General features: G+C 69.1%; 14 protein-coding genes and 1 pseudogene. 4 read left to right on the forward strand and 11 right to left on the reverse strand.

The genetic code is table 11. The annotated features are described in order from the left end of the window. Positions 1-14: 14 nt before the first annotated feature. From DXZ73_RS02750 to DXZ73_RS02770, 5 genes are read right to left on the reverse strand one after another with little or no spacing between them, the layout of a single operon-like run. Positions 15-3431 carry a non-ribosomal peptide synthetase gene (locus DXZ73_RS02750; RefSeq protein ID WP_116209445.1) on the reverse strand — a complete coding sequence of 1139 codons (3417 nt, stop codon included), beginning with the start codon at positions 3429-3431 and terminating at the stop codon, positions 15-17. A 50-nt stretch (positions 3432-3481) separates the two neighbouring features. Beyond that, positions 3482-3736, reverse strand: a complete 255-nt coding sequence (locus DXZ73_RS02755; RefSeq protein WP_116209446.1) for an MbtH family protein — start codon at positions 3734-3736, stop codon at positions 3482-3484. Further along, entirely contained in the window at positions 3714-5033 is a 1320-nt protein-coding gene (locus DXZ73_RS02760; protein ID WP_116209447.1) for an MFS transporter, read from the reverse strand. The genes DXZ73_RS02755 and DXZ73_RS02760 overlap by 23 nt, the downstream gene beginning before the upstream one ends. Positions 5034-5050: 17 nt before the next feature. Continuing rightward, on the reverse strand, positions 5051-6001 hold the full coding sequence (locus DXZ73_RS02765; RefSeq protein WP_240351104.1) for a TauD/TfdA family dioxygenase: 951 nt from the start codon (positions 5999-6001) through the stop codon (positions 5051-5053). Further along, the gene (locus DXZ73_RS02770) at positions 5998-7965 is read right to left on the reverse strand and encodes a RiPP maturation radical SAM C-methyltransferase (protein ID WP_240351106.1); all 1968 of its coding nucleotides are present in this window, start codon (positions 7963-7965) and stop codon (positions 5998-6000) included. Before DXZ73_RS02770 ends, DXZ73_RS02765 begins: the two co-directional genes overlap by 4 nt. Before the next feature lie 291 nt (positions 7966-8256). On the opposite strand from DXZ73_RS02770, the gene DXZ73_RS37845 reads away from it, so the two are divergent. After that, a complete protein-coding gene (locus DXZ73_RS37845) occupies positions 8257-8394 on the forward strand; it encodes a hypothetical protein (protein WP_162889990.1) in 138 nt (45 codons plus the stop codon). Between the two features lie 28 nt (positions 8395-8422). On the opposite strand, the gene DXZ73_RS02775 is transcribed toward DXZ73_RS37845, so the two are convergent. The 3 genes from DXZ73_RS02775 to DXZ73_RS02790 form a co-directional block, all read right to left on the reverse strand. Further along, on the reverse strand, positions 8423-9145 hold the full coding sequence (locus tag DXZ73_RS02775) for a dienelactone hydrolase family protein (protein ID WP_116215373.1): 723 nt from the start codon (positions 9143-9145) through the stop codon (positions 8423-8425). Between the two features lie 265 nt (positions 9146-9410). Beyond that, positions 9411-10694, reverse strand: a complete 1284-nt coding sequence (locus DXZ73_RS02785) for an NAD(P)/FAD-dependent oxidoreductase (protein ID WP_116209450.1) — start codon at positions 10692-10694, stop codon at positions 9411-9413. A gap of 389 nt (positions 10695-11083) precedes the next feature. Next, entirely contained in the window at positions 11084-11863 is a 780-nt protein-coding gene (locus DXZ73_RS02790) for an isoprenyl transferase (RefSeq protein WP_205519313.1), read from the reverse strand. Between the two features lie 89 nt (positions 11864-11952). Here DXZ73_RS02790 and DXZ73_RS40480 point away from each other — a divergent pair. The 3 genes and pseudogenes from DXZ73_RS40480 to DXZ73_RS02800 form a co-directional block, all read left to right on the forward strand. After that, positions 11953-12216: pseudogene (locus DXZ73_RS40480) on the forward strand (hypothetical protein); the annotation flags it as partial. Next, positions 12195-12623 carry a WD40 repeat domain-containing protein gene (locus tag DXZ73_RS02795; protein WP_116209452.1) on the forward strand — a complete coding sequence of 143 codons (429 nt, stop codon included), beginning with the start codon at positions 12195-12197 and terminating at the stop codon, positions 12621-12623. The pseudogene DXZ73_RS40480 and the gene DXZ73_RS02795, both read left to right, overlap by 22 nt. A gap of 328 nt (positions 12624-12951) precedes the next feature. Beyond that, positions 12952-13959 (forward strand): hypothetical protein, encoded by a 1008-nt coding sequence (locus DXZ73_RS02800; RefSeq protein ID WP_240351107.1) that lies wholly within the window; start codon positions 12952-12954, stop codon positions 13957-13959. A gap of 245 nt (positions 13960-14204) precedes the next feature. Here DXZ73_RS02800 and DXZ73_RS02805 read toward each other — a convergent pair whose 3' ends face one another. The 3 genes from DXZ73_RS02805 to DXZ73_RS02815 form a co-directional block, all read right to left on the reverse strand. Next, positions 14205-15626: a lipase/acyltransferase domain-containing protein gene (locus DXZ73_RS02805; RefSeq protein ID WP_116209453.1), complete on the reverse strand. Its 1422-nt coding sequence runs from the start codon at positions 15624-15626 to the stop codon at positions 14205-14207. Positions 15627-15978: 352 nt separating this feature from the next. Further along, a complete protein-coding gene (locus tag DXZ73_RS02810; RefSeq protein ID WP_116209454.1) occupies positions 15979-17010 on the reverse strand; it encodes a sensor histidine kinase in 1032 nt (343 codons plus the stop codon). Next, positions 17003-17644, reverse strand: coding sequence for a response regulator (locus tag DXZ73_RS02815; RefSeq protein ID WP_116209455.1), 642 nt, complete (start codon positions 17642-17644; stop codon positions 17003-17005). The genes DXZ73_RS02810 and DXZ73_RS02815 overlap by 8 nt, the downstream gene beginning before the upstream one ends. Positions 17645-17828 lie beyond the last annotated feature (184 nt).

Consider the following 17828-nt stretch of genomic DNA (forward strand, 5'->3'; position numbering starts at 1 on the left):
GCGGCTCCCCCCGCTCATCCCTCGGCACGCCGGGACTCGGCGAGCCGCCCCAGTTCGGCCACCAGGCCGTCGAGTTGTTCCGAGTCGTCGTCCGCTCCCGCGGACGCTCCTGCAGCCGCCGCCTCATCGGCGGCCCGCTCGACCTCGACGGCGAGGCCGGCCAGGGTCGGCACATCGAACAGGGTCCGCAACGGCAGGGCCACGCCGAGCCGTTCGCGGACCGAGGCGCGCACCACCGAGGCCAGCAGCGAGTGACCGCCGATGAGGAAGAAGCTGTCGTACACCCCGAAGGACCGCACCCGCAGGGCATCCGCCCAGATCTCCCACAGCGCACGCTCCGTCGCCGTCCTCGGCGCCACCGTGTCCGCGTCCGTCGGGTCGGCCGCATCCTCGGCGATGCCGGGCAGCGACCGTCCGTCGATCTTCCCGCTGGGCGTCGTGGGCAGCGCATCGAGCGGAACGACATGGCCGGGCACCATGTGCGACGGCAGCCGGTCCCGCAGCCGGCCCAGCAGCTCCGACGGGGTCGGCCGACGCCCCGGCGCAGGGACGACATAGGCGACGAGCCGCCGGTCCCCGGCGACGTCGACCGCCCGCACGACGCATTCGCGCACATCGCCGCGGGCCAGCAGGGCTGCCTCGACCTCCCCCGGCTCGATGCGGTAGCCGCGGATCTTCACCTGCTGGTCGACCCTGCCGAGAAAGTCCAGCGCCCCGTCCGGGAGCCTCCGCACCAGGTCGCCGGTGCGGTACATCACCGCACCCGCCCGGGAGGCGAACGGATCCGGCAGGAAGCGCTCCGCGGTGTGGCCCGGGCGGCCCAGATACCCCCGGGCGACCCCCAGCCCTCCGACGTACAACTCGCCGGCCACCCCGATCGGCACGGGGCCCAGCTCTTGGTCCAGCACGTGCAGCGTGGTGTTGGTGAGGGCGGAGCCGATGGGCACGCTCGGGGCGTCCTCGGGCAGCCGGTCCGCCAGGTGGGTCGTGGAGAACGTCGCGTTCTCGCTCGGGCCGTAACCGTTGTGCAGGTGCGCGGGCGGCGCGCCGCCGCGCAGCACCGCACGCGTGCGACGGGGGTCCATGACCTCTCCGACGACAAAGAGATGGCGCAGTCCGCCGAAGGCCCTCGAGTCGATGTCCGCCACCCGGTTGAAGAGCGTGCCGGTGAGGGCGACGATCGTGGGCCGCAGCTCACGCATCGCGGCCAGCACCTCGTCGGGCCCGAGAGGTTCGTCGCCGGGCAGCACATCCACCCGTGCGCCGTTGCACAGCGCCCCCCACACCTCGAAGGCGGTGATGTCGAAGGCCGGGTCGCCGAGGTGCAACAGGACGTCGCCGGGGCCGATGGACACGTAGTCGGTCGCGGTGATCAGCCGCACGACGGCCCGATGGGGTATACCGACAGCCTTGGGCCGCCCGGTGGACCCGGAGGTGTGCACCACGGCGGCCAGCCCGACGGGGTGGGAACGGGACCGCGGAAGCGGGCCGACGGGGTCATGGCTGACGTGCTCCGGACCGGTTGCGGTCGCCTGGGCGGGCGGGGAGTCTGCCGCAGGCGTGTCGTGTTCCCAGTCGGGTGTCGCAGACTGCCGTTCGGAGGCGACCGTCTCGGCGCTGTCGTGTTCCGCCTCGGTGAGTCCCAGCACGGGCACGCCCAGGCCGTGCAGCCAGGCGGGGGGTTCGGCGCGGCTGAGGACGGCCGAGATCTCGGCGTCGTCGGCCATGAACCGCAGTCGTTCCTCGGGGTGGCCGGGGTCGAGGACGAGGGGCGCGCCGCCGGCCAGGAGCACCCCGAGCATGCCCGTGACCAGGTCGGCGGAGCGTCGCATGTGCAGGGCGACGACGGAGTCCTGGGCGACCCCGGCCGCGATCAGGGTCCGTCCGACTCGGCCGGCCCGCTCCCTCAGCTGCGCGTACGTCCAGGTTCCGGTGCGGTCGGTGAGGGCGAGAGCGTGTGGGGCGCGGTCCGCCCACGCATCGAACAGGCCGTCCACGGTGGCCGGTTCGGGCAGCGGACGGCCGGTTGCGTTCCAGGCGTCGATCCGGGCCCGGTCCTCGGGTGACAGCACCGGGACGTCCCCGATCCGCCGGTCGGGATTCTCGGCGAGGGCGGTGAGCAGCGTGCGGAAGGCGGTCGCCATGCGGTCGGCCGATTCCGGCAGCCAGAGGTCGGACGCGAGGCGCAACTCGGCCCCGAGGCCGCCCCGCCCGTCGTCACCGTCATCGATCACCGTGCACTGCAGGTCGTAGGGGACCGTCGCGTCGTCCAGGGTGAGCGCGGACGTGGTGAACCCCGCCACGGTGAAGCCCGTACGCCGCGCGCCGGTCACGGCGAAGACCGCCTGGCAGAGCGGATGGCGGCTCACGTCCCGCTCCTGACCGCAGAGTTGGACGAGCCGCCCGAAGGGGACTCCGGCGTGCCGCTCCGCCTCGTCCCGGGTGCGCGCCACGCGACGGACCGCTTCCCGTAAGGAAGGGCGGCCCGTCAGATCGGCCCGCAGCACGAGCAGATCCTCGTACGGCCCGAACGCCGTCCGCTCGGACGCCGGCGGGCGACGGTCCACGGGGGTGCCGAACACCACGTCGCTCCGGCCCGTCCAGCGTGCCAGCAGCACGGCGAAGGCGGCCGCCGGCACCGCCCACACGGGTACGTCCTCCTCGCGGGCGAGCAGCCGTAGGGCCTCGGCGTGCCGGGCGTCGAGGAGCAGCCTGCGGACCGTCGCCCGGTGGGTCGGCGTCCTCGGCCGGGTCCGGTCGAGCGGCAGGTCGAGCGGCGGGAGCGCCTCCAACCGCCGCTTCCAGTACGACAGCCCCTCGTCCAGACCCTCACGCTCCAGCGCCGCCCCGTCCGCGCACGAGGGCGGGAGCTGCGCCGAGCCCGCGCTCAACGCCGCGTAATGGCGGGCAAGTTCACGCTCCAGCACGGTGAGCGAGGCCCGGTCGGCGACGATGCGGTGAGCCGTGAGCAGCAGCACGTGCCGCTCCTCGCCGGTGCGCACCAGGGTGGCGCGCAGCGCGGGCCCGCGGTCGAGGGCGAAGGGCCGGGCGCTCTCCTCGGCGAGCACACCGTGCAACGCCACCTCGGGCACGGATCCGCCTCGGACGTCCGGCCCCGGCGCGGTTCCTCCCCCGAGGTCCAGTCGCCGCAGCGGCACCTCGGCCGTGGCACGGACGGTACGGCGTGGCCCGTCACCGCGGTCGTCGAAGGTACTGCGGAGCAGCTCGTGGCGGGAGACACAGCCCCGCAGCGCGGACGCGAGCCGGCCGGCGTCCAGTGGGCCCTCGACGAGGGTGGCGGCGGACACATGGTGGACGGGGGCACCGACGGCGATCCGCTCCAGGTACCAGAATCTTTCCTGGCTGTGGGAGAGCGGCAGCCGGGGCGCCGCCGAGCGGGCCGTCGGTCGTATTTCCGGGTCGTCGTGCACGGTGGCCTTCCCTGGTTCGCGGTACGGCGGGTGCGGTGACGGGCCGGGAGTCAGCCCGCCGGGTCGGCGCCCTCCGCCAACGCTCCGTCCTGTTCACTCGCCCGCAGGCGACGGCGCAGACTCAGCGGACGCATGTCGGTCCACACGTCCTCGATATGAGCGAGGCAGTCGGCCTTGGGGCCGGTCCTGCCCGCGTCCGACCACCCGGCCGGGTTGTCCCGGCCGGCAGGCCAGATGGAGTACTGCTCCTCGTGGTTGACGACGACCTTGTACAGCCGGTCGTCATCGTCGGGCTTCGGTGTCATCCCCGTAGCTCTCCTCTCGTGGTGCCGGCGCGTCGGTGGGCGGCGTTTGCGGGGGCTGTACAGCGGTCTGCTCCGGGTGGCGCTGTCTGATGGGAGTGAAGGCGGCGACCACGACCACCGCCAGGAAGACGACGGCCACCGCGGTCAGCGGCCCTCGTGTCCCCAGCCGGCCGACCAAGGCGGTGAGCAGGGCCGCGCCGAGAGGCGCGAGGCTGCCGTGGATCGTCCAGAACGCGGAGGTGACCCGGCCGAGCAGATGGTCCGGCGTGACCTCTTGCCGCAGGGACATCGAGCAGATGCCCGCCAGCGCCATGCCGAAGGAGTACAGACAGATCGTCACGGCCGCCACGGGCACCTGCCCGGTGCCGCCCAGCACCAGTACCGACACCGAGCACAGACTCATCGAACCGAGCCAGCAGCGGCCGAACCCCCAGGAGCGGCGCAGCCCGGCGGTCGCGGCGGCGGCCACACAGGTGCCGAGCCCGGCCAGCGCGAGGACGTAGCCCACCGTGCGTTCGTCCTGCCCCAGACCGTGCCGCAGGTGGTAGATGAACACGTCGGTCATGCCCAGGCTGAGGAATGTGGTGACGGTCAGCAGCACGGTGAGCGCCCGCAGCACCGGCGTACGCCACAAAAACGCGGCGCCGACCCGGAAGCCGGAGCGCAGGTCCTGCGCCCGGTCCGCCTTGCTCCCGGCCTCGTCGGCTGACGGCCGCGCGGTGGGCCTGAGCCTGATGAACGCCAGACCCACGAGGGAGATCCCGAAGCTGCCGGCGTTGATGGCGACGGCGGCCGTCGGCCCGAAGAACCCGGCCACCACACCGGCCAGGGCCGGGCCGACGATGTACGCGATCGCGTTCGTCGCCTCCAGCCGGCCGTTCGCCGCGACGATCTGCTCCTTGTCGACGAGGTTCGCCACGGCGGTGACATATGTGATCTTGAACAGCATCTCGAAGACCGAGGCCAGCGCCATGACCACGTACAGCAGCCAGATCTGCGGGCTCAGGGCCCAGCAGACCGGGATCGCGCCGTACAGCACCAGCCGGGCGGCATCGCACAGCATCAGCAGACGCCGCCGGTCGAAGCGGTCGGCCCAAGCACCCCCCACCAGACCGGTGAGCAGCGAGGTGGCGCCCGCGACGGCCGTGAGCAACCCCATCTGCGCCGCCGACCCGGTGGTGTGCAGCACCAGCAGCGGAAGCGCCACCAGCGAGAAGGCGTTGCCGACCTCGGACAGCGCCTGGACCGCCCAGAAGACGGAGAAGTCCCGATTGGACCAGAGCGAACGCGCGAACATGCGAGAGGTCTTCCGTCCTAGGGCTTGCGGTCGGGGGTGTACGGCTCCGCCATGGCGACCGCGATCCGGCGGGGCCCGGTGAACGGCTCGCGGCCGTGCGATACCAGCATGTTGTCGATCACCAGGACGTCGTCCGCACGGTAGTCGAAGCGGGTCGCCGCGGCTCGGTAGCAGGCCCGGAGATGGTCCATGACGTCGTCCGGAATCGGCCCGCCGTCGCCGTAGTAGGTCTGGCTGGGGAGGTTCTCCTCGCCCAGCATCTCCAGCAGCCCGAGCCGGACCGACTCCGGCAGCGTGGTGACGTGAAAGACCGTCACGTGGTTGAACCACACCGACTCTCCGGTCACCGGATGCCGGTGCACGGCATCCCGTACCGCCCGGGTGCGCAGCCCGCCGCCGGGTAGCCACTGCGCCTCGATGCCCCGCTCCCCGCAGTACCGCTCGACCTCCGCGCGGTCCGCGGTGGCGAACACCTCCTGCCACGGCAGACCGACCAGGTCGCCGTAATTGCGCACGACCGTCCAGCCACGCCGGACGAACTCCCGGCACACGTCGTCGTCGACGGTGGCCAGCACCCGGCGGGTGTCGGCCAGCGGGGTGGCACCCCGGGTGAGCGGCGGGCGCACACAGTGGAAGTACAGCGTCAGCGGCCAACTCGCCTGATACGAGTTCTCGTTGTGCAGGAAGATCTCTTCACCGGGCGGGTAGTCGGTGGACGTATAGACGTTCCCCTTGATCACGCTCCGCGGGGAGGAACGCTCGGTGTACGGCAGCGGCTCGCCGGAGAGCGCGCGGACGATATCCGCGAAGCCGTCGGCGCCCCCCACGTCGAAGCCGCGCAGCAGCAGCGCACCGCGTTCGCGCAGCACGACCCGGAGTTCCTCCCGCCCGGCGCGCAGCCGTTCGACGGCCGACTTGCCGGGCCCCTCGACGACCAGCGGGAGCATCGGGGCACTCTCGACCGTCATCGCGGCGCCTTCGGCAACAGCGGCAACAGCCGCCCGGCGGCGACCATGGCGGGCTCCTCCCCGGCGGGCTCCTCGATCTCGCCGTCCGCTCCGGTCAGCACCAGGCTCATCACCCGGCCGTTCTCCGCGAAGAGGAACCGCTGCTCGGTGAGCACGTCCAGGCGCCGCCGCAGGTCGTCCGGCCCCTCCGGCCAGTCACGGGCCAATTGCTCGGGCTTGGCCGGCGAGGACAGCCGGCGCAGCAGCAGCCCCGTAGCCGCGTCGACCGGATGCACCCGGAGAGCCCCGGAGCGGGAGTCCCGGACGGTGAGCCGGCCGTCGCCGCCGACGACGAGCCGCAGCTCACGACGGACGGCTCCGCCCTCCCCGTACCAGGCCGCACGCCACTGGGTGACCATCCGGCTCAACTCGTCGTGCCACTCGACCGCGTTGAGCATGTACGGCGCCAGGTTCTGGTCGGCGAAGAAGTACGCGAGATCGGCCAGCGCCGACTCGTCGAAGGGATACGTGAGGGAGTAGTAGTCCACTGGCTTCAGGACGAGCCCGAACTCGTCGCTCCGCTTGAAGTAGGGACTGAAACGGTCGAAGCGCACCATGTACACGCCGTGCGGCGGCATCAAATGGACGAAGTCGCGCAGCTCCTCGGCGTACTTCCGGTAGACCTCCGGATCCTCGCCCGGGAAGCCGATCAGCAGGTTCCACTCGGGCTTGATCCCGAACTCCTCGCAGTTCTTGAGGAACTGCAGGTTCTGGAACGCCGTCGTGCCCTTGCCCATCAGTTTGAGCGTCGAGGAGGACAGCGCCTCGATGCCGGGCTGGACGACGGTGACGCCCGCGTCCGTCATGGCGCGCAGGTCCTGACGGCTCAGCGGAAGCTTGACCTCGTAAAAGATCTCGGCCCCCGGCGGCGGGTCGAGCCGTGGGAAGACCTCGCGCGAGTAATTGCGTGGCATGACATTGTCCGTGCAGAAGAGCGAGGTGTAGGCGGGCGCGAAGCCGAATAGCCACTCGAACTGCCGGACGGCCAGGTCCGGAGCCATGGACCGAAAAGCCATGCTTTCGCCGTTCAGCCCGCAGAAGGTGCAGTGCGAACGCTGCCCCCACCAGCAGCCGCGGGACGTCTCGAAGAACAGCATCGGTTTACTGGTCCCCGTGCGCCGCAGTTCCGGATGGCCCTCCAGCGCCGCGAAGAAACTATCGTAGTCGGGCAGGAAGAAGTCGTCGATATCGCGTTCCGCGCCGATGGCCTTGCGGAAGCGCGGGTCTCGGCAGTTCCGATCGGAAAGGATTCCCGGAACGGTGTCGGCGCGCTCCAAGTCGTCGTCGAGCACGCACCGCACGAACTCGGCGAACGTGTTCAGCGCGGGCCCGGAGAAGACGAAGTCGACGGCCGGCACATGCTCGGCGACCACCGAGCCCATGGGCGCCTCGCAGTTCGCCCCGCCGAGCACGACGAGCGTACGCGGGCGGCGCTCCTTGATCAGCCGCGCCAGGGCGATACTCGGCACATGCTGGGCGAACATCGAGCTGAACCCCACGATGTCGGCCTCGTCAAGCCGGTAGCGGTCGATCAGTTCCTCGCAGAACTCCCGTAGTCCGTCCCGCGCCGACAGGATCTGCTCACGGAAATCGGCCCACCGGGCACCCCGGTAATAGCGCTGGAAGTACTCGGTGTCGGTGTCGGCCTCGCCGGGAAAGGCGATGTGCCGGAACAGCCAGTCCCCGATCCCTGTGTCCACATGATCGTGACTCGCCGAGAGGGCCTCGTACAGACGCGTCCCGAAGAACTCGGCCATGTCCTGATTGAGATAGCACACGCGCGCTTGCGCCCGGTCGCCGAACTCCCGGTGAACAAGAGTCGACAGCTGTCCCAGGGCGAATGACGGACGATTCCAGTCGGCAAACGGCATGTTCACTAAAGCGACATGCAGCAACTGCGACCTCCCCGTGATCAATCGTTCCAAGTCTAGTGCGCCATGGCTTGAGTCGGCAGGGATGTTCAGGCCAACGGAAATCCCGACGGGCGCCGGGTGAGGTCCGGATGGACTCGGGTCCTTTTCCTGCTGCCGCACAGGCGCGTTCGCCATGGTCGGACGTATGTTCGCCGAAGATTTCGCGGGCGTGGCGGCCGGTCCTCGCGCGGGACGACGCGATCGGGGCGGGGGGATGATCCAGCCAACTGCAACAAGCGCTTGCGCCGGCGGAGGGGAAGTCCGACCGCTGGACGTACGCCTCGTCACCGCGTCCAGTGGACGATGTACGGATGGTGGCCGAGCGCCGCCCCGACCGGCCGGTACCGCCCGGTCGGGGCGGTCGTGCATCTGCCGGACACCGCCATCGAGGAGGGCCGGGGGCCTGTCCTCGATGGCGGCATCCTGGCCGACACCGCCTAGCGTCTGCTGCCGGCCAGGCGGCCCGGCCTCACTTCAGGTGCCGGCCGAAGAACCGGTCCCCGTCTTCCCTCTCGAACCACGGGGTACCGAGGTGCCCGCCCAGATTGGCGTGCAACGTCTTCTCCTTGGTGCCGAAGGCGTCGAACAGGTCCAGGGCCCGCTGCCGGGGGTTCCCCTCGTCGTCCCACTGCAGCAGGAACAGCAGCGGAATGGTGACCTGCCGGGCCTCCTCTCGCTGGGCGCGAGGCACGTAACCCCCGGCGAAGAGACCGGCGGCCGCGATGCGCGGCTCGACCACCGCAAGGCGGATGCCGACGGCGGTCCACCCCGAGTACCCGACCGGGCCGCCGATCTCGGGCAGCGAAAGGAGGGCGTCCAAGGTGGTCCGCCATTCCGGGACCGCCTTTTCGACCAGCGGGCCGACGAGGGACTCGAAGATCTCGTCGACCGGCTCGCCGGCCTGCATCGCCCGGCGGAGGTCGGCGCGGGCCTGGTCGGCGGCGGCGGAACGGGGCCGGTCACCGCACCCGGGGGCGTCGATGGTGGCCACCGCGTACCCGTACGCCGCGGACAGCCGGGCCCGGGCCACCAGCCGGGCTTCCCCCTTGGGCAGGCCGTTGTTGTGGGCCATCAGGATCAGCGGGGCCGGTGCGGCGGATTCAGGCGTCCACAGGGTGCCGGGGATCTCGCCGAGGGTGAATTCGCGTTCGAGGACGCCGTCGTCGAGGCGCTGTTCGGAAGTGAATTGCATGGTCATGCCTTTCGGGAGTGCTCAGAGACGGCGCTCCCGGACGACCTATCGCCCGACCGTGACCCCGGAGGGGAGCACCCATGTCGATACTGCGTTCACGGGTACCACCTCCTCGTTCTCTCGCACGGCCTCCGGAAAAGTAGCAGTGGTCGCCGTGGTCCGCCAACAGGTTTTTACGGAGGCTCGGTGGCCGCACCTCCGTGGCCACCTGCACCGCCCGGCCGCGCAGCTCAATGGGATCCTCAACGGACGTGCCAGGAGTCGGTCACGACCCTGTGTGTGACAGGTGCGCGGCTGGCACAGTCGCCCCGCGATGCCTGATATTGACGGCCGAGGCCTTGGCCAGCGCCACGGGGTTCAAGAAACGCAGCGGACCGATCAGGCGGGATGCAAACAGATGCATGTGCCGCGCCAGCGATTCATCGCGCGCTGCCGCCGAGAACATCAGCCGCTCCCCGGGATTGAACGGACGGGACTTGGCGAAGTCGACGGCCAGGCGTTGGTGACCGCTCAGCCGCCGCCGGTGTCTGCGCGCGTACACCGCGAGCGACCTGTCGAGGTCTCCCCGACCGGTTGCGGCCGAGGCGACCGCCTCTGCCAGCCATTGCGCGGACTGCAGAGCCCACCCGCATCCCACTCCCCACAGGGGGTCGCCGGTCAGGGCGGCGTCGCCGATGAGCGCGACGCTCGGTGCGGTCGGCTTGCGGCTGTGAAGCGGGTAGTTGACAGTGCCGGTGATCTTCGTGATGCGCTCGGCGGAGTCGATGGGCGGTGCCTCGGGCAGGGCGCGGACGAATTCGAAGAAACTGCCCTCCAGGTCTTCCCGGAATGCCGGCAGCCGTTTCTTGTCCGGGAGCACTGCGAGGACCGTCACCCCGTCATCGTTGGGAAACGCGTACGCCATGTCGGGCTCGAGGAACCATGTGTGACCGATTCCGCCGTGCAGCGGAAGGTTACGGAAGTGCGCGAGATAGCCGAACCGCGCGTTCTCGTACAGCCGAGCAGGCACCCCGGCGAATTCCGCTACGGCCGAGTCCTTGCCGTCGGCTCCGACCACCAGGCGGGCCCGGATCTCGCGCTCGCCCTGTGGTGTCGACGCGCGCACCCCCGAGGTTCGCCCGGCTTCCCGGACCAGCCCGGTCACATGATGACCGAGGAGCAGATCGACGCCAGGAGTCTTTGCCGCGTGGGACCTGATCAACGGGTCGAGGGTGCTGCGCCGAATGTTGTACGCGTACGGCAGCTCGGGGCCCGCCGGTGCCGCCCTGGGCTCGATCCATCCCCATCGGGTGTACCAACGTGCCTCGTTGCGGACGGCTCCCGCCTTTTCGAGAGCGGGTATCAGGCCGAGTTCGTCCAGCACCGGGTAGGCATTGGCCGTGATGGAGTGGGTGCAAAGCACCTTGTACGCTTCGGGGTCCGAGCGGCGTTCCAACAGTGCGACGCGGACGCCGCGTCGAGCGAGCAAGACCGCCGCGGCGCTGCCGGCGAGGCCGGCTCCGCTGATGACGACGTCGTACTCGTATCCCGCGCTCTCAGGCCTGGTCATGTGCTGATCGCTCCCTTCGGGGTGCGGTGCCGTTTGTGGGAGTGGTGCGGTGCCAGTGCTGTCAGGGAACATGAGCAGTTGTCAAGAGTTGTGGATCGGTTGATGTGTGATCAGGCTGCGGTGGCCTCCTCCGTACGGCGGACTCGACCGGCTTGAACACCATCGCCAGGGCGGCAGCCGGGCTGCCCGGCCTTCTCCGCGTGCGCGCGGTCCTCGGCAAGTCGGAGGAGAACCGCTTGCGCTCGCCGGTGACCTTCGCGTGCTCCCCTGAGCATTGCTCAGTGGGAGTGCCCGGTGGTGCGGGTGGAGGAGCGCATGGAGGAGTACGTGGCAGCGGCCCTGGATTCTCTCCTCGCCCATGAGCGGCTGGCGCACCTGGTGTGAGGGGGTTACTTGCCGAAGCGTCGCTCACGCGCGGCGTACGCGCGCAGCGCCCGCAGGAAGTCCAGGCGGCGGAACGCGGGCCAGAAGCAGTCCACGAAGTGCATCTCGGCGTAGGCGCTCTGCCACAGCAGAAAGCCGGACAGCCGTTGTTCACCGGAGGTACGGATGATGAAGTCGGTCTTGTCGCGGCCGGGGCCCGAGGAGTACAGGTGCTTCGAGATGTGCTCGATGTCGAAGGTCTCCACTAGGTCGGCCGGGTCGCCGCCGGCGGCGATGTGCGCCTCGAACGCTGCCTTCACCGCGTCCACGATCTCGCGGCGGCCGCCGTACCCGACCGCGACGTCGACCCGGAGCCCGCCCGTCCCGGCGCTCCGGGCCGCGGTCTCCTTCAGCCTCCGGTTGCTGCCGCCGGGCAGCAGGTCGAGCGAGCCGATGACCTCGACCTCCCACGGCAGGCCGGGCGCGCAGATGTCCCGCACGGTCTCCTCGATGATCTCGATCAGGGGCCTCAGTTGCTCGGGCGGCCGGTGCAGGTTGTCGTCGGAGAGCATGAACAGGGTCACGTGCTCGATCCGCGCGGCCACGCACCAGCGCAGGAACTCCTGCACCTTCGCGCCGCCCACCCGGTATCCCTCGCAGAGGTCGTCGTGCCCGGCCTCCCGTGCCCACCGGCGGTTGCCGTCGAGCATGATCCCGACGTGCTGCGGGCGGGGCAGGTCCTCCAGTTTCCCGGCGAGGCGGCGGACGTACACCACCTCGAGAGCCGAGCGAATCGCTGACAGCACCATCACGCCTCCACAGTCTGACCCACGGTCGACCACCGCGCTGAACGTACCAGCCCGGCCGTCAACTCCAGCTCCACACAAGGAGTTTTATGCACACATTCGAACGCATCGAATCCGCGCTCAACGCCGTCCCATGGAATGAACCGAGCCAGTGCGCCCAGGCGTCCCGGGCTGCCCTGGCCGACGGCTCGCCGCACAACCGTCCACACCTGACGAGGCCCCTCGAGGCACAGGCTCTGGCTGATCGTTTCCCCCTCTGGTTTGTGTCACGCTGCGGCTGCTCCGATCTTCGCCGCGTCGTCGCAACCTTCCCCGGACAGTCGGCCACCACATGGTCCGTGGCGTTCAGCCCGGACGGCCGTCTCCTCGCCACAGCAGGCTCCGACGGGGACATACGCCTTGGGACACCACCACACAGCGCAGCACCCAGACCCTCAGCGGCCACACCGGAGTCATCAAGACCCTGGCGTTCTCCCCTGACGGCCGCACCCTGGCCAGCGGCGGCGCCGACCGCACGATCCGCCTGTGGGACGCCGGCAGCCACCGGACCACCGCCATCCTGATCGGTCACGACGACACCATCGCCTCTCTCGCCGTCGCGCCCAACGGCCGCGCCCTGGCCACGGCGAGTTTGGACCGCACCAGCCGCCCCTGGGAACTCGACCCCGAAACCATCGCGAGCCGGGTCTGCTCCCTCAGCACCACCCAGCAGTGGCACAGCCTCCTCACCGAACTGCCTCCCGGCACACCCTGCCTATAGGACCGCGCCGCCGGTCCGGTCCGAATGCCCGGGCTGGACCGGCCGCTTGACAAGCAGGTGAGGTCATACCCCGTGTATGCGGGACCAGCGGGAGGGACCTCAAACTGAGCCGAGCATGTGAGGCTGGGGTGTGCCAGGTGGTCGCGAGGTCGGCTTCGGACCCACTTGCCGTCAAATGGCGGCTCTCACACTTCTCTTATGCCGCCTCGGCATGCTGGCCGGCATGTCCAGACCGGATTCAAAACGTTCTGATCGGTTGCCGTGGTCCGGACTCCCGGCGGAACTCACGCCGCGATCCGCGATAAACAGGGTGTCATCATGGGGGTGCATGTTGCCGAAGGACAGTCGCAGGCGAGCTGCAGCGGTCGTCGCCGCACTGACGGGCTTCGGGGTAGCGGCCTGTGGTACGGCCACAGCGGCCCCGTCACAGTCTCACGCTCATGCGGCGAACTATTTGTATACGTCCATCGGGGAGTTCGACGCCAATGCCAAGCCGCTACTGGGGCGGCCTGACATCAAGGGCGTGCAGGTAGTGGTCCCGTGGGGGATGCTGGAGAAGGAGAAGAATCGCTACGACTTCTCGGCTGTGGACCGGGTGGTGAGTCAGGTCGAGTCACAGCACAAGAAGTTGTTCCTCCAGATCCAGGACCGCTTCTTCGAGCCCCCGGCACGGGTTCCCGGGTATCTGCTGACCGATCCGAAATATGCAGGAGGGGTCACCCCGCAGCTCAACGACGACGGACCTGTACCCGGTCCACCCGGTTCCGTCGCGGCGCAGTGGAACAAGAACGTCCAGGACCGATTCCAGCATCTGCTGAAGGCGCTGGCACAGCGGTTCGACGGACGGGTCGCCGGCGTCAATCTTCCGGAGAGCTCGGTCTCCGTGGACACGGAGAAGGACAAGACTCACTTCACTTGTGACGCATACTTCAACGCGGAGCTGGAGAACGCGGCCTACGCCAAGAAGGTGTTCAAGACCAGCACCGTGGTGCAGTACATCAATTTCTGGCCGTGCGGCTGGGGCGATGAGAACGGCTACATGAAGCGGTCGTTCGAGTTCGCCAAGAAGCATGGGGTGGGGGTTGGCGGACCCGACCTGCTCCCGTACAACAAGCCGCATATGAACAACGCGTACCGGTTCTTGAACCAGTACCGAGGGCAGCTTGGTCTTGTGGCGATGGCCGTACAGGAACCCGACTTCGAATACACCAGTCCCGTCACAGGGAAGCCGTACACACGACAGGAGTTCGTCGACTTCGCCAACGACTACCTGGGTGCGGACATCATCTTCTGGGCCACCTCCTCGCCGTGGCTCCACCAGGGCGCGAGCAAGTAGAAGCTCCCACATCCGGGCCCCCAAAGGGGGATCACGCCGGCCCGTCCCCGGTCGACCGGGGACGGGCCGGGCGGCAGTACGCCGCCACCGCCAGCCCCCGCTCAGCCCGACGGCAGGCTCCATGGGGCGGCCCATCATCGTGCCGTTGCCACCCCGCTGCGCCCGCACCGTGCACCCGACACCCCTGCCAGGCCCGGGCTTTTCCCAGTTCACGACCTTCTGCGACACGCTTCGGGCGACGTCAGTTATGGAGTTCGAGAGTCAGCCAGTTCTGACGCCGGGATATCCAGTGAGAATTCACCGCTCCGTGCCGGACCGGCACCCCAGTACGGACCATTTTGCGAGTACTTCACGGATACGGAATACTTCCCACTCCCCGGAAGCCTCGCCCATTCGCCATGGAATTCACCGGCGCGTTCAACAGTATTGTCGGCAACGCTCCCCGTCGACACCACCGCGCCCTTGTATTTGACGACATGGGATTGCTCCGGAAGGCACTTGTAATTGCTCTTTGAGGTATACCAGACACCTCCCCACTTGTAGGCACAGTTCCGGACACGGGTTGTCGCGCGCGCTCTTCCATTTCCGTCTGTTTCCAGGCAGTGCTGTACGCGCGATTCCACCAGGCCGTCCCGGCCTTCGTAGTCGTACCCGTCACCGCAATACGTGTTCCCCCTCCGCGGAGTCACACCTTCGTAGGGGGAGGCAAGGAAATCCATGACCTTGTTCGCCACCCATGGGTCCCTGTGGATCTCGTTGTGCCCCAGGCAGGGAGTAACGACATTGGTTGCGCCGTTGACGGCCGAGGTCCTGCCGGCTCTCACCGGGAAATTGCTCGGCACTCCGCCGACGATCCCATCGCAGTAGTACCCGGGCAGTTCGTTGGTCCTGCCTTCTCCCACATTCGAGCGGAATGTGGCATACCGAGTCGGGCCCGGTGTGGATTTGGCCGGATCCTCTTCGCCCTCGTTCAGCTTCTTGACGAAAGCGGACCCTTCAGCCATCTCTGCACCCTGGACGGCCAGGGCGGTTCCATGGATCGGAGCAGCGATTCCCGCCCAGTGGGCGACCTGGGAGCTTCCTCCCATTTTTCTCAGATACCAGAGGGTGGACAAGCCGCCCATGGAATGAGCAACGATATCCACCTTCCCGTCAGGCGAGTTCTTCGCTTTTTCTTCGACGAACTTCTTGAGCTCGCCCGCGATCTCCTCGTTCCCCTTTTTTATCGAGTCGTAGCCCCAGGCGAAGAGTTCATCCTCGGCGTAGCCGGCGCTCCGGAAATACTTCTTCATGTCGTCAAACGTTGCGGGCTTACCGCTCCATCCATGGACGAATATGACAGGTCTGCGCCCTCCGTCCTGGCGAACGGCAGCATGCGCCGGTGGAGGCTGAACCTGGAACAGGATCGCAGTGACCGCGCCTGCGGCGACAAACGAGATGAGGCGCTGTCGCACGTAGCGACCGTCCGGTTGGAACTTGCCGGAATGAGCCGATGACATGGAATTACCTTCCCCTCCATGGCTTGAGCACATGGTTGAACAGATCCGCTGCGCCGCATGAGCGTCGAAGCCGGAAGACGAGGAGCGCGGCTTGACCGCCTCGCTCCGTTCCTCGTCCATCGCGAGAACCGTCGAATTGATCGTCTCCGGTCGGCCGACGCTGGGCATCGGTGTTAACCCGCAAGGAATCTGCGGGTTTCCCGCAGCCGGACGGACAGTTCACGCACGTCAGCGGCGGACTCCTGCCGCTACGCCGACAACACGTACTCCGCCGCGGTGCGCACCGCCGCCGTTGACCGCGGCACCGCATCGCGTAAGGCGCGGGTCAGGCCGGGGGGCCAGCCGACCAGGAGCGCGACGGCGGAGCGGGCGCATGCATGGATGGATGGCGAGGTGGCCATCGCCGCCTCCAGCACCAAGGTGGTCGCCCCGGCCGTGGCCGCCCTCGCTCCGCCTGGCCCTGACCGAACCGCGCACCCAGGCCGCCGCGCTCACCACGCCCTCACCGGGCCTCGGGCGCTCACGCGCCGCGGCGACCGCCGAGGATCGGGATGGTGGCCCGCACCGTGGTGCCGCACCCGGTGCCGCCGGAGGTGAGGGAGAACGTCCCGCCGTACGCCTCGCACCGCCAGCGCATGCCCTCCACCCCGTACCCGGGTGCGGTCGTCGGCGAGGTGCGCGGCAGGCCGCGTCCGTCGTCGGTGACGGACAGCACGACGTGGTGGTGGCGGTACGCCAGGGACACGCGCACCCTCTCCGCGTCGGCGTGCTTGACCACGTTGCTGAGGGCTTCCTGGACCACGCGGTAGACGGCGAGGCGCGCCTCGTCGTTCGCCATGGGCGCCCCGAGCCGGTCGCCCTGGATGTCGACGTCCACGATCAGCCCGTTCTCGGCCGCCACCCGCGCGGCGAGCGAGCGGACCGTCTCTGCCAGGTCCAGCCCGCGCAGGGCCACGGGGTGGAGGGTGGCGACGATGCTGCGGAGCACGGAGGCCAGTTCGTCGAGACGGCCCACGGCTGTTCGCGCGGACGCCCGCAGCGCGTCCGGGTCTTCTTCGGTGAGCGCCGCGTCGAGTTGCCGTCTTGTGAGGGCCAGAAGCTGGAGCACCTCGTCGTGGAGTTCTCCGGCCATCAGCCCCGCGTAGTGTTCCTGCCTGCCGATCAGCGCGCGGGCCCTGCCCTGCCCGAACAGCGCCCTGGCCTCGGGCCAGGCCAGCCCTGCGTACACCACCGCCACCAACAGGAAGGCCAACGCCGCGTACCCCACCTCCGCGCGGAACAGCCAGCTGCCGGCCAGGGCCCCGAAACCACAGGCCACCATGGCCAGCAGCACACGGACCTTCGGCATCGCGCGGACCATGACCGCCAGGACGCCGGTGGCCGAGGCGACGGTGAGGGCCGCGACGGGCTGGACGGGCAGCGGTTCCTGGGTGAGGGCGTCCACCGCGTACGCGACCGCTCCGAGGAGGGCCAGCGCCAGGCACAGGTCATGTACGCGGCCGAGGACGTGTGGCCGATGGATCGCGGAGCGCTCGCGTGAGCCGCTACCCATGAGACCCCTGAGCCTCGTGGATCAGGCCGGTGCGCCGGGCGTAGGCGACGAGGTCGGCCCGTGTGACCAGGCCGAGACGGTTGCGCAGCGCGGCCCTGAGGCTCTCCACGGTGCGTACGCTCAGCGTCAGGCGCCCGGCGACCTCGCGGTTGGTGTGCCCGTCGGCCAGCAGCACCAGCACCTGCTCCTCCCGCGGGCTCAACGCCTTCTGGGGCACCGGGACATGCGCCATGTCCGCCCCGAGCGGGGGCTGGACATAGCTTCCTCCGATGGCGACCGTACGGGCCGCCAGGACCAGCTCGGGAACGGACGTGCTCTTCGACAAATAGCCCGATGCCCCTGCGGCCAGGGCCCCGCGCACGAGTGCCGCATCCTCGTACATGCTGTGCACGAGGATTCCCATCTTCGGGGCGGCCGCCAGCAGTGCGGGAATTGCCGACAGCACCGGTCCGGATTCCAGCACCATGTCCAGCACGAGGAGATCGGGGCGACTCGTGCTCACCAGGTCGATCGCCTCGGGTTCACCCGCGGCCTCCCCCACCACCACGAAACCTTCCGGTTCCAGCAGCGCCCGGGTACCGGCTCTCACCGTCAGGTGATCGTCGACCAGAACGACGGTCACGGGAGCGGTCATCAACCACCATGTCCTGGGTATCGCATGGAAACCACGGCTCCTTGTGCGGGGACGGGACGCGTCCCACCCTCCGATACGCGACAACCACTGTCAACCATTCGCACGAACGGTAGTCGGAGCGTCGCGCCATGAATTCATCGCGCACCCGGCGACAGCATGCTGCGGGAAACCCGCAAGAATCTTG

It is taken from the genome of Streptoverticillium olivoreticuli subsp. olivoreticuli, assembly GCF_003391135.1.
Taxonomy (GTDB): Bacteria; Actinomycetota; Actinomycetes; order Streptomycetales; family Streptomycetaceae; genus Streptomyces; species Streptomyces blastmyceticus.